Origin of the sequence: Sporomusa sp. (assembly GCF_035561155.1) — a bacterium.
Classification (GTDB): Bacteria; Bacillota; Negativicutes; order Sporomusales; family Sporomusaceae; genus Sporomusa.
Window position 1 is genome coordinate 1 of sequence record NZ_DATMYD010000087.1, and the last position, 13,122, is coordinate 13,122.

Annotated in this window: 10 protein-coding genes and 2 tRNA genes; all 12 read right to left on the bottom strand. The window is 47.7% G+C overall.

The annotated features are described in order from the left end of the window. Window positions 1–333: 333 nt before the first annotated feature. A complete protein-coding gene (gene pyrE, locus VN447_RS11500; protein WP_325525503.1) occupies window positions 334–906 on the bottom strand; it encodes an orotate phosphoribosyltransferase in 573 nt (190 codons plus the stop codon). Next, on the bottom strand, window positions 906–1,625 hold the full coding sequence (gene pyrF, locus VN447_RS11505) for an orotidine-5'-phosphate decarboxylase (RefSeq protein WP_325525504.1): 720 nt from the start codon (window positions 1,623–1,625) through the stop codon (window positions 906–908). The genes pyrE and pyrF overlap by 1 nt, the downstream gene beginning before the upstream one ends. Window positions 1,626–1,653: 28 nt before the next feature. Next, on the bottom strand, window positions 1,654–2,559 hold the full coding sequence (locus tag VN447_RS11510) for a dihydroorotate dehydrogenase (RefSeq protein ID WP_414714905.1): 906 nt from the start codon (window positions 2,557–2,559) through the stop codon (window positions 1,654–1,656). A 14-nt stretch (window positions 2,560–2,573) separates the two neighbouring features. Beyond that, complete coding sequence (locus tag VN447_RS11515) at window positions 2,574–3,341, bottom strand: dihydroorotate dehydrogenase electron transfer subunit (protein WP_325525506.1); 768 nt, start codon at window positions 3,339–3,341, stop codon at window positions 2,574–2,576. Further along, window positions 3,334–6,555, bottom strand: a complete 3,222-nt coding sequence (gene carB, locus VN447_RS11520; protein WP_325525507.1) for a carbamoyl-phosphate synthase large subunit — start codon at window positions 6,553–6,555, stop codon at window positions 3,334–3,336. Before carB ends, VN447_RS11515 begins: the two co-directional genes overlap by 8 nt. Window positions 6,556–6,557: 2 nt before the next feature. Beyond that, window positions 6,558–7,634, bottom strand: coding sequence for a glutamine-hydrolyzing carbamoyl-phosphate synthase small subunit (gene carA / locus VN447_RS11525; RefSeq protein WP_325525508.1), 1,077 nt, complete (start codon window positions 7,632–7,634; stop codon window positions 6,558–6,560). Beyond that, window positions 7,631–8,920, bottom strand: a complete 1,290-nt coding sequence (locus tag VN447_RS11530) for a dihydroorotase (RefSeq protein WP_325525509.1) — start codon at window positions 8,918–8,920, stop codon at window positions 7,631–7,633. Before VN447_RS11530 ends, carA begins: the two co-directional genes overlap by 4 nt. Then, a complete protein-coding gene (locus tag VN447_RS11535; RefSeq protein WP_325525510.1) occupies window positions 8,904–9,860 on the bottom strand; it encodes an aspartate carbamoyltransferase catalytic subunit in 957 nt (318 codons plus the stop codon). The genes VN447_RS11530 and VN447_RS11535 overlap by 17 nt, the downstream gene beginning before the upstream one ends. Before the next feature lie 430 nt (window positions 9,861–10,290). Then, window positions 10,291–10,376 (bottom strand) — tRNA-Leu (locus VN447_RS11540). A 109-nt stretch (window positions 10,377–10,485) separates the two neighbouring features. Continuing rightward, a tRNA-Leu gene (locus VN447_RS11545) sits at window positions 10,486–10,571 on the bottom strand. 83 nt (window positions 10,572–10,654) lie between these two features. Further along, complete coding sequence (locus VN447_RS11550; RefSeq protein ID WP_325525511.1) at window positions 10,655–12,295, bottom strand: peptide ABC transporter substrate-binding protein; 1,641 nt, start codon at window positions 12,293–12,295, stop codon at window positions 10,655–10,657. Window positions 12,296–12,485: 190 nt separating this feature from the next. Continuing rightward, on the bottom strand, window positions 12,486–13,055 hold the full coding sequence (locus VN447_RS11555; protein ID WP_325525512.1) for a lytic transglycosylase domain-containing protein: 570 nt from the start codon (window positions 13,053–13,055) through the stop codon (window positions 12,486–12,488). Window positions 13,056–13,122 lie beyond the last annotated feature (67 nt).

Here is a 13,122-nt window from a genome sequence, read left to right on the forward strand (position 1 = left end):
GACCGGAGCTTTGCCGCCGACTTCCTTCAGATTCGCCCTCACAGGCGACACCCTTGTCTTAGGCTAACGGTTGGCACTATCAACCCCCGTATTGGACTTTCACCAACAAGTAAGCGCCCATGCTGGGCGCACATAATAAAAGGCTGTACACAAACTGTACAGCCAAAGTCCTTCCAGATAAAGTGAGACTTAGCTTCAGGTGGGGTTTTAACCCCATCTGAAGTTTAGTCGACCTTATCCAGGGACTTAGCCGCTCGCCTGTGCCCTTTGGGTATAACTCCCACTTGTAGAGGATGGGAGTCTTAGAGCGGCTTGGTCATCGGATAAGTAAAACTAGAGCTTGCGGCTACCGCGTTTGGTTATCGCTACTCCTTCTTGGCATAGCGGGCAGTCATCAGTTTGATAGGTAGGAACCGTAAGGTGCAGCAGAGCTTTAGCCGGAATGCCGAAATCTGCCTTACCGCCACTACGGTCAACCAGTATGCCTACACCTACCGGAATACCGCCCTGTTCACACACTACGTCAATAACTTCTTTCACAGAACCGCCTGTTGTAACAATATCCTCAACAACGAGCACCCGCTGGCCTGGTTCAATGACAAAACCACGTCTTAGCGCCATTTTACCGTTTTCACGCTCAGTAAATATGGCGCGGGTGCCAAGATGCTTGCCCACTTCATGAGCCAAGATGATACCACCGGTCACCGGGCCCACTACAAGCTCAATATTGTCTTCTTCAAACCGTTTAGCCAACGCTGCACATAGTCTTTCGGTATGTTTGGGATATTGCAGCACCTGGAATTTCTCAACATACAGCGGACTATGTAAGCCGGAGGTCAGTAAAAAATGACCTTCTAAAATAGCGCCTGTTTCAACAAATAGCTGCCGAACTTCTGCTTCGTTCATTATGCCTTCCTCATTTCTTCTAAAATTGCCAGTGCTGCCGCCCGTGGCTTCTCTGCCGCAGTAATGGGCCGGCCTACTACCAGATAATGCGCTCCTGCTTTGAGTGCATCGGCCGGCGTAGCCACCCGGCTTTGATCATTTAATGCCGCGCCTTGGGGGCGAACACCGGGAGTGATGATCGCAAATTCCTGGCCACACGCTTCCTTAATAAGCTCAGCTTCCTGCGGCGATGCTACCACTCCGTCTAACCCGGCTTCCTTCGCCATTCTTGCCAGATGCACAACCTGGTCTGGAATGCTGGCGGTATACCGCAGTGTGGCCCATTCCGCGTGATCCATACTTGTCAGTACAGTGACGGCAATAAGCTTAGGACGAGGAATATTGAGGTCAGCAGCCGTTTCGGCTACTTTCTCTGCTGCCGCGCGCATCATAGCCGAGCCACCTGATGCCTGGACATTAATCATGCCTACGCCCAGCCTTGTCAGTGAGGCGGCCCCCTGTGCCACAGTATTCGGGATGTCATGCATTTTTAAGTCAAGGAAAACATCTTTGCCCAGTTCGCGCAAATAGGTCAGGCATTCCATGCCGACACTGTAAAAAAGCTGCATACCCACTTTATAGTAGCTCACAGCGTCGCCTAACGTCTCAACTAACTGCCGGACTTCAGCCATGGTAGCGACATCAAGGGCTACGATCAAACGATTCTTTACCTGTTCCATCTAGTTATCCTCCCTGTTATGCGATTTTTTAGCTGCAGTTGGCTTTACCGACAAGCTCGCTTACATGCTTTAAACCGCGTTCAGCCAGGTAGTCTCTGATTCCTTCAGCTACTTCAACAGACACATATGGGTTAACAAAATTGGCTGTACCAACAGCCACTGCACTTGCTCCCGCAAGCATAAATTCGATTGCATCCGCAGCTGTCATAATCCCACCCATGCCAATAACCGGCACGTTAACAGCTTTAGCAACCTGCCATACCATCCGTACCGCGACCGGTTTAACAGCTGGACCGGACAAACCGCCAACAGTGTTACCTAATACAGGCCGCCAGGTCCGGATGTCGATCGCCATACCGAGCAGCGTATTAATCAGCGAAATGGCATCAGCACCAGCAGCCTCTACCGCTTTGGCCATCAGCACAATATCTGTAACATTGGGTGAAAGCTTAACAATGACAGGTAAACTTGTCTTGGCCTTTACTGCTCTTACTACCTCGGTAGCACTATCAGGGCAGGTGCCAAAAGCAATTCCGCCTTGCTTTACGTTGGGACAGGAAATATTTACTTCCAGACCGGCTACGCCAGACTGATTAAGCCTGGCTGCCAGTTCACCATATTCTTCCACTGTATTGCCGGAGATGTTGACAATGACAGGCACCTGATATTTCGCTAATTTAGGCATTATTTCAGTAACAAGTTCCTTAACACCGGGGTTTTCCAGCCCGATAGAGTTAAGCATGCCTGCCGGCGTTTCGGCCATTCGCCGCCCGCTGTTTCCTGCCTTAGGCGCCAGTGTTGTGCCCTTAACGACGATGGCTCCTACCTGGTTTAAGTCAACGAACTCACTGTACTCCAAACCAAAACCGAAAGTTCCCGACGCCGTCATCACCGGCGTTTTCATTTTTATGCCGGCAATATCGACACAAAGCATAGTGTCAGCTATACTCACCACGCCACCTCCTCGGCCCAAAATACCGGGCCGTCAGTACATACCTTGTGACGTTTGCCGCTGGCACCGGCGCAAGTACATGACAAACAAGCCCCAACGCCGCACGCCATATATTCTTCCAGCGAGACCTGGCAAGGAACGCCATAGTACGCCGCCGTTTCAGCCACGCCCTTGAGCATGGCGTGCGGTCCGCAGGCATAGATCCTATCAAACTTATCCTGTTTTAGCAGTTCTGGCAGTAGATCTACCGTAAAGCCGCGATGGCCAATACTGCCATCATCTGTTGTAATATGAATGTTTTGGCAAACACCGGCATAGATTTCCGGCCAAAACAATTCCTGCTCGTTGCGGCCACCCATAAGTATAGTGGCCGGGCGGGAACAAAAAGCCTTGGCCAGCATAACCAGTGGTGCCAGCCCCATGCCACCCCCGATTAGGAGAGGGCGCTGTGCGGTTAAATCAAAACCTTTGCCCAGCGGCCCCATACAATCAATAATATCTCCCGCCTGAAGCTTAGTCATCAATACCGTGCCACGACCAACAACGCGATAAATGACGGTAAGCGTTCCTTGCTCAGCATTACAGTCAGCAATACTAAACGGCCGCCGCAGAAGTGGGTCAAGAGTATCTGCCAGACGAAGGTGAACGAACTGACCAGGGCGGGCGATAGCGGCAATCTCGGGAGCTGCCACTATCAACGCAAACACATCCCCTGCAATTGTGTTTTGTTCAATTACCTGAGCTTTTACACAGGTTTTAGCCACGAGTTTTTTCGCCTCCGCCTACATAATCCTGCAGCGCCAGCACATAGAGGAATTTTCTTTCACGGATGATGCTTAATACATCAAAAACAGCATTTGCTGTATCCATTGAGGTCAGGCATAAAATCGAATGTTCTACCGCAGCCCTTCTGATCTTGAAACCGTCACTCTCAAAGTCCCGGCCTTTCGTCAAGGTGTTAATAACCATACTTATTTTTCCAGCCTTAATCATCTCAATAATCTCAGGCTGCTGCTCATGGAGTTTAGGCACCGTACCAACTTGTAAGCCGAGTGACCGCAGATATTCAGCAGTGCCGCTTGTAGCAACAAGTTCATAGCCCAGTCTGGCAAATTCTTTGGCAATCTCGCCAGCTTCAGGTTTATCTTTATCAGCAACTGTAACGAGTATCGCGCCCTCTTGCGGCACATTCATGCCAGCGCCAACAATGCCTTTATATAGTGCTCGGGAATATTGATAGTCAATCCCCATAACCTCGCCAGTTGACTTCATCTCTGGTCCAAGCGAGATATCTACCTGCTGCATTTTAGCGAAAGAGAACACCGGTACTTTTACGGCGATGTACTCTCTGGCCGGCATGAGTCCAGGGGCATATCCCATCCCTTTTAAGGTCTCACCAATCGCTATGCGAGTCGCCACATCGACCATCGGCACATCTGTAATCTTACTCAGGAAGGGGATTGTCCGGCTGGACCGGGGATTTACCTCGATTACATATACCTCTTCGTCTACAATAACATACTGGATATTGATTAATCCTTTTACCTTAAGCCCTTTTGCCAGGCGACCCGTGTAATCGACAATGGTGTCCATTACCTTCGCAGACAGCGTCTGGGGTGGGTATACCGCAATACTGTCGCCAGAGTGTACGCCTGCACGCTCAATATGTTCCATAATTCCGGGGATAAGGAAGTCATCGCCGTCTGATATGGCGTCAACTTCAACCTCGGTGCCTTGCATGTAGCGGTCAACCAGCACCGGATGCTCAGGCGAGGCTTTAACGGCCCGCACCATATAATCTTTTAACTCGGCTTCGTTATACACAATTTCCATGGCCCGCCCGCCAAGCACATAGGACGGACGAACGACAACAGGGTAACCGATACGCGCAGCAGCTTGAGGAGCTAACTCGGCATCAGTAATTGTCTCGCCCTTTGGACGCGGAATGTTCAACTGCTCTAGTAGTGCATCAAACTTTTCCCGGTCTTCAGCCCGGTCAATATCTTCCACACTAGTGCCAAAAATTTTGACACCGGCTTTGGCAAGCGGACCGGCTAGATTAATGGCCGTCTGTCCGCCAAACTGGACGATAACGCCCTCCGGTTTTTCTTTATCAATAATATTCAGCACATCTTCAGGGGTCAGCGGTTCAAAGTACAAACGGTCAGATGTGTCAAAATCAGTAGAAACAGTTTCGGGATTATTGTTAATAATGACCGATTCGATGCCCATTTCTCGAAGCGCCCATACTGAATGGACAGAGCAGTAATCAAATTCGATGCCTTGACCAATACGAATCGGGCCGGAACCCAACACCATGACTTTACGCTTATCTGTCGTCTGAACTTCATCTTCCTGCGCATAGGTCGAGTAGTAGTATGGAGTAACAGCCTCAAACTCAGCGGCGCAGGTGTCAACCATCTTATAACTTGGCACAATATTGGCCTGTTTACGCATTTCCCGGATTTGGTAGACCGTTTTGCCTGTGAGTTCGGCAATTGTCTTATCGGCAAATCCTATCTTCTTGGCTGCCAGCAGCACGTCATTAGAAAGTTCCTTGCTGATTTGCCGTTCCATAGCCACAATGTTTTCAATCTTATCTAAGAAGAACTTGTCAATGGCCGTTATCGCGTGGATTTCGGCTACCGACACACCCCGGCGTATGGACTCTGCAATAACAAAAGCACGCTCATCATTGGCTAGCTTGAGTTTATCCTTTACTTCCTGGTCGCTCAGGTTGTCAAATTCGGGGATATATAGGCGATTAAGGCCAATTTCAAGCGAACGTACAGCCTTTAATAACGCGCCTTCAAAATTACGATCAATTGACATAACCTCGCCAGTAGCCTTCATTTGAGTGCCAAGAATCCGGTCGGCAAAACTAAATTTATCAAACGGCCAACGCGGGAACTTAACTACCACATAATCAAGCGCCGGTTCAAAGCATGCCTTAGTCTTACCTGTTACCGCATTGGTAATCTCGTCTAAGGTATAACCGATGGCGATCTTCGTAGCTACTTTAGCAATCGGGTAACCGGTTGCTTTGGAAGCCAAGGCGCTAGATCGGCTAACACGCGGGTTTACTTCAATGACTATATATTTGCTGCTTTTAGGATCAAGCGCGTACTGAACGTTACAGCCGCCTTCAATGCCTAGCGCCCGGATGATTTTAAGCGAGGAGCTTCTTAGCATCTGGTATTCATAGTCAGTCAAGGTCTGTGACGGCGCTACAACAATGCTGTCGCCAGTATGGATACCGACAGGGTCGAAGTTCTCCATGTTGCATACGGTGATGCAGTTATCGGCGGCGTCGCGGATGACTTCATATTCTATTTCTTTCCAGCCTGCCACACTGCGTTCAATAAGCGCTTGCCCGATCAAGCTGTGCTTTAATCCTCTGTTTACTGTGTCAATAAGTTCTTCGTCACTATGGACAATGCCGCCGCCTGTTCCGCCTAACGTATATGCAGGCCTTACGATCAGTGGATAGCCGATTTCCTCAGCAAATTTTAGTGCACTCTCAATATCTTCAACAATAGTGCTCTCAGGGATGGGTTGACCCAGTTCTTCCATAGTCGCTTTAAAGAGTTCTCTGTCTTCAGCCTTTTTTATTGCTTCAATTGGTGTACCTAACAATTCTACCTGATATTTTTCCAATACACCGTTTTCAGCCAATTTAACCGCCAGATTAAGACCAGCCTGACCACCCAAAGTAGCCAGAATACCGTCTGGACGCTCCTTAGCGATAATTTCTTCCAAATATTCAGGGGTAAGCGGTTCAATATATACCCAATCAGCAATGTTGGTATCAGTCATGATGGTAGCCGGATTGCTGTTGACCAGCACCACCTCAAAGCCCTCTTCTTTAAGTGCCTGGCACGCCTGGGTACCGGCATAGTCAAATTCGGCGGCTTGGCCAATCACTATCGGGCCTGAGCCAATCACCATAACCTTGCGCAAATTTTGTTTTTTCGGCACCGTTAGTTCCCCCTCGCCTTATTCATTTCTTTATTGAGTAGTCTCATAAATTCTTCGAACAAGTATGTGCTGTCATCAGGTCCAGGAGCGGCTTCGGGGTGATACTGTACTGAGAATACAGGCAGGCTGTTATGACGCATGCCCTCCACCGTACCATCATTGACAGCACGGTGAGTTACCGTAACATCAAGCTTGGCGAGCGAGGCTTCATCAATCGCATAACCGTGATTCTGTGATGTGATATATACGCGGCCTGTTGCTAAATCCTTAACCGGGTGATTGGAGCCGCGATGGCCAAACTTCAGCTTATAGGTGTCTCCACCTAGAGCAAGCGCTAACAGCTGATGACCAAGGCAGATGCCAAATATCGGTTTTTTACCGATGAGTTCCCGTACTGTCGCTACAGGCGCATCTTTAGGATCGCCAGGGCCATTTGACAAGAATATGCCATCAGGATTAAGCGCCAATATTTCCTCTGCCGGGGTATAAGCAGGTAACACAGTAAGATTACACCCAGCTTTGGCCATGGAATTCAAAATGTTGCGCTTAATGCCAAAATCCATAACTGCAATATGAGGACCATTTCCTGGTATCCTATATATTTCTTTAGTCGTGACCTCTTTGACAACCTCAATAAAGGGCGACATAGCGAATAGTTCGGCAATCTCGCTTGCCTGAGCATCTGCAGGTACAATAACACCCTTCATAGTACCATGCGAACGTATCCGTCTGGTGATAGCCCGGGTATCGACGCCATATATACAAGGAATATTTCTCGCTTTAAGATAGGAAACCAAGGAGTCTTCAGCCTGCCAGCTGCTAGGCTTACCGCATAATTCGCTGATCACAAAACCACGTACGAACGACTGCCGGGCTTGTTCAAAGAGATCAGCCACCCCATAGTTGCCGATAAGCGGATATGTCATTGTTACAATTTGTCCACAGTAGGACGGATCTGTTAATACTTCTTGATAACCGGTCATGCCGGTATTGAATACTACTTCCCCAACTGTTTTAGTACCGGAAGCAAGCATCCCTTGGAACACGCTGCCGTCTTCCAATATCAGTTTGCCAATCATTTAAGCACCTCGCCATTTTGCATAATTATACTTCCATTCACTATAGTAATTTGCGCTTTACCCCTTAAATTCCTGCTTTCAAACGGAGAATGTTTACCACGAGTATAAAATTTTATGCAGTCAACATCCCATTTATATTCAGTATCTATAATCGTAATATCTGCCGGTGCACCAATTTTCAGCACGCCACTATCCAACCCAAGGATTTTTGCCGGCGCAGAGGACATCTTTTCGATTATTTCTAACAGTGTCAGTTTCCCGGTATGATAGAGTCCTGTCAGCACAACACCAACCGCTGTTTCCAATCCGGCAAAGCCGCTGGGGGCATAGCGGAACTCAACGTCCTTTTCTTCAAAAGCATGGGGCGCGTGGTCAGTAGCAATGGCGTCCAGGGTCCCGTCTTTTAGACCCTCGATGAGAGCTTCAACATGATCAGCCGACCGGAGCGGCGGGTTGACTTTAAAGGCTGTATTAAAAGTTTTTAATTCCTCATCAGTAAGCGTCAGATGATGCGGCGTCGCTTCAGCCGTTACTTTTACCCCACGTTGTTTGGCTTGACGGATAATCTCAACCGCCCCTTTGCTGCTGACATGGGCGATGTGAATCGGTGAGTTTGTATATTTAGCCAGCATAATATCCCTGGCTACCGCAATATCTTCAGCAACAGCCGGCCGGCCTTTGAGCCCGAGCATCGCCGATACCGCACCTTCATGCATGAACCCTTCACCAGCAAGCCCTTCATCCTCCGAATGAGTAATGACCGGCCTCCCAAACATTCCTGTATATTCAAGCCCAGTCTTTAAGAGGCGGGTGCTGTCCAGGTGACCGCCGTCATCCGAAATGGCCACTACCCCTAACTGAATCATGTCACCGATTTCAGCAAGCTCCTTGCCTTCCAACCCTTTGGTGAGCGCACCGATTATTTTAAGGTTGACAACCCCTTCCGTTTGTCCACGCTGGATTAGACCAGATACTACAATTGAGTTGTCTATAGCAGGTTTGGTGTTAGGCATGCAAGCAATGGTGGTGAAGCCACCTGCGGCAGCCGCACGTGTGCCTGAAGCAATGTCTTCCTTAGCTTCCAGGCCCGGTTCTCTCAAATGTACATGCATATCAATAAGGCCGGGGGCTACCACTAGCCCAGCAGCATCAATAATTTCCGCTCCCTCGGCTGCACAACTCTGTCCAAGGGCTACTATCTTACCGTCTTCAATTAAGATATCACCTACCGCATCCATTTGCTCGGCCGGATTAATGATTCGTCCACCTTTAATTAGCAGCTTCAATGTGAGTCCCTCCCATCAGCACCAAAAATAACAACGCCATCCTGACTGCCAGTCCATTTTTCACCTGTTCCTGTATAGCAGACTGCTCGCCGTAGGCTACGTCCGGAGCAATTTCAAGCCCTCGATTCATGGGGCCCGGATGCATTAAGAGCGCATCTGGCCTAGCCAAAGCTAAGCGCTTGGCATTAACACCAAATATGCGGGCATATTCGCGCGCCGACGGAAAAAGTCCTTTTTGCTGCCGTTCACGCTGGATACGAAGCACATTTACAACATCAGCCTGATCAAGTGCTTCTTCGACCCGATTGTGCACCTTCACACCGATTTTTTCAATGTCGCGCGGCAGTAGCGTCTGCGGTCCGGCAAGATGTACCTCAGCCCCCATTTTCTGAAGGCCCCAGATATTAGAGCGCGCTACCCGACTATGCAAGATATCGCCGACTATGGCTACTTTTAGCCCAGCGATCTTCCCTTTATATTGCTTAATTGTAAACATATCCAGTAGGCCTTGCGTAGGATGCTCATGGGCACCATCGCCGGCATTAATAATGACAGGTTTTACGACATTAGCAGCGAATTGTGATGAGCCTTCGGCCTCATGCCGCATAACAATGATATCTACACCCATGGCTTCGACGGTGAGAAGAGTATCACGCAAGCTCTCTCCTTTAGACACACTACTTGAGCTTGTCGAAATGTTAACCACGTCAGCGCCAAGATATTTGCCAGCTAATTCGAACGAGGTACGCGTCCGGGTGCTGTTCTCAAAAAACAGATTAACAATTGATTTACCACGCAGCGTTGGCGCTTTCTTAATATCCCGGTCAATGATGTTTTTCATCTCTTTTGCCGAGTCCAAGATTAGTTCCATTTCGGCTGCCGACATAGTTTCCAGACCAAGGATATCCTTTTTTCGCAGCGATACTTGAGCTTTACTCATCACGCACTCTCCCTTCAAATAAAAACAAACTCCTTGCCTGAAAGAGCAAGGAGTAATAAATGGCCAGCCAAAAATAAGCATAATAGCTTGGCAACATCCTTGCAGACCTCTCAGGGCCAACTTAAAGGATAGTATTTGTTATTGTGAGATATAATAAAAGCCTTCTTGGCGTGAAAAGCGCGCAAGAAGGCGTTAAATCTGTACCGTCCCCTTGCCAGCCTCACAGGACCAGCTTAAAGGCCATATTCTTATTGTTAAGATAATAGCAGATTTCGCCAAGGATTGTCAATAGCCACTTCATATTTTTATCAGCACCAAAACTATACCGAGAGCCTTTAAGATAAAAGCCTGTTACAGATCGAACGACAATTTCATTTTGGTAAAAAAGCAAGAAGCTTCTGAGAAAATCTCAGAAGCTTCTTGCTTTTTTTGGTGCGGTTGGTGAGATTTGAACTCACACGCCTTGTGAGCGCCACCCCCTCAAGATGGTGCGTCTGCCAGTTCCGCCACAACCGCATAGATACTATAGGATGTTCCGCGCTGCCGCTTGGAACTAAGCGATTCACACAGGTTTCCGCGTCGCTTTCGCTCCTAAAAACCTGGTTCTCTGCTTATATGCTTAAAGTGGTGCGGTCGAGTGGATTTGAACCACCACGAGGTTGCCCCCACTAGCTCCTGAGGCTAGCGCGTCTGCCGTTCCGCCACGACCGCATCTTGACTTGGTGTTACGTTTAACGCAACATAATGTATCTTATCATAACAATAAAATATCGTCAAGCACTTAATTGAGAAAACTATTTAGCTGCAGAGGCAAACCCCCACTGCCAAGCATTCCAAAGATTCCCTGAAGGTGTTGGATTCGGCTGATAGTTTGCAACCATTGTTTTCACTGCATCAATGTTCCCTCGGAAATAGAGAGGCACAACCGGGCAATCTTCGCGGAGCAGGTCCTGAATGCGGAAGTAAATATCCTTTCTTGCAGTCACATCAACTGTTCGTACACCCAGTTCAATCAGCCTGTCTACTTCTGGATTACGCCACCCGGGATAATTTTGTCCGTCATACGCGTTGGCACGACTCGGTATTTTGCGGGAATGCCAAAGGTTGAGGTTATCCGGATCAACACCAGCAACCCAGGCATATATAGCTGTTTCAAATCGTCTGTTTTTCAGAATATCACTAAAAAAGAGCGGCGCATCACTTGGCCGAACCTCAACTAAAATACCAACCTCTTTAAGCTGTTCTGCAATTTTTTGCGCCGTCTGTTCCCTAAGTTTATTTCCTGTCGGAATAGTCAGCGAAAAAGCTAGTTTCTTGTTTTCTTTCGTCATAATTCCATCCGCCCCCAGTTGCCAACCGGCTTGAGCCAGCAAGTCGCGGGCGGCATTAACATCTCTGGCAGGGGGCTGCTGCATAGGATTATAGGCCCAAGATAAAGGAGATTGGTCGCCATAGGCCGGACTTGCAGCACCTTTAAGCACATTGACGACAATAGCCTGACGGTCAATGGCCGTGGCAATGGCTTTACGGACGCGAACGTCCTGGAATAGGGTGTTATCAAGATTGAAGTCCATATGTTCCCATATCATAGTAGGTGTAATAACTGTCCTCACTCCGCCTATGGCTTTCACTTGTTCTAAGTAGGAAAACCCAATATTGCTGACAATATCTAATTCTCCTGATTTTAACTGGGTCAGTAAAATGTTAGAATCAGGGATGATTTTATAAACAATACTGTCTAAAACTGGTTTACCACGAAAGTAGGTTTGATTCGCTTCGAAGATAATTGCTTCTGCTATCTGCCATTCCTTAAATTTAAACGGTCCTGTACCGACAGGCGCCCGGTTGAATGGCGCTTTATTTATATCGCCTGCGTTTTCAAGCTTATGTTTGGGTAATATAGTTGTAAACAACGTTAAGTAAGGGGCGTAGTACTCACGGAATTTAACTACAACAGTATGCTTGTCCGGAGTATCAATAGTACTAATCCGGTCATACCCGTCACGCGACACAATATTTACTTTCCGATTCATGATTAGCTGCCAAGTAAATTTGACGTCTTCAGCAGTAAATGGCGTGCCGTCATGCCAGGTTACATCCTGGCGGAGTCGGTAGGTTACCGTCAGACCATCAGGTGTTACACCACCATTGGCTGTTGTCGGCACATCAATAGCCAGGTCTGGCAGCCATTCACCTTTATCGCCGGTAAGTACCAGGCCGCTAAACACTAGCTTTCCTACTTCGGCTGTAGCTAGCAAATCTGACAAGAGTGGATTAAGCGTGTTGGGTTCTTGTAAACTACCGTACTTAAGTTGCCCCCCTTGCTGAATAGCTACTTTTTTCTTCTCAGGTGACGGAGTTTCTTCTCGTGGGCTGCATCCGGCAGTAACAATAACTAATACTGTTAAAAATAAAATTATTAGCTTACGCATCATTTATAGCACATTCTCCTCATTCCCTTGTTAATAACCTAAAGGTCTCTTTTAAACAGTTCACTTTATCCGAAAGCTAACCGCCACTAACCCCGCTGCTTATTTGAGGGGCAGATAAGTGGCGCTAAGCTCCTAGATTGGTTCAACTAAGCCTCAGAGGGCGTTCACACTTCCTCTGAGGCTTAGTTTCACTTTATCTGCCGTACAATTCCTGATATCGTTTTTTGTTATTTAGGACTCTTTCGACATACTCCCTGGTCTCTTTAAAAGGAATTTGTTTAATATCATCAAAATCTTTTGACCACCCATACCGCTGCATCCATTGTTTTACATTACCCCGTCCGCCATTATAAGCGGCAAGATAGAGCACCTCATTCCCGCCAAACTCTTTCTTTAAGGACGCCAGATACCATGTACCAAACCGGATATTCATATCAGGATCAGTCAAATCAGCGATCATAAAATCCTTTTGTTCACGCTGTTCGGCAATCCAGCGGCCTGTCTCAGGCATAATTTGCATTAACCCTAAGGCACCTTTGGGTGAACGGGCTTCGGGAATAAATTTACTTTCTGTTCTAATCACACCGGCAATGAGAAATGGATCAAGGTCATATTGGAGCGCATAGGTGTATACAGCTTCCTGATATAAAAAAGGATACACATACTTCTTCTGAAACCAGTCGCTCGTGAACACAGCATAGACCCCTGTGGTAAACAATAATAGACCGATTATCAGGACTTTCAGCCAAGTCCAGATACGCAATAAAATCACTCCGCAATAAAAATCACTGTTTAACAATATGTGCTTGCAAAGCAAAAAATGCTGCTAT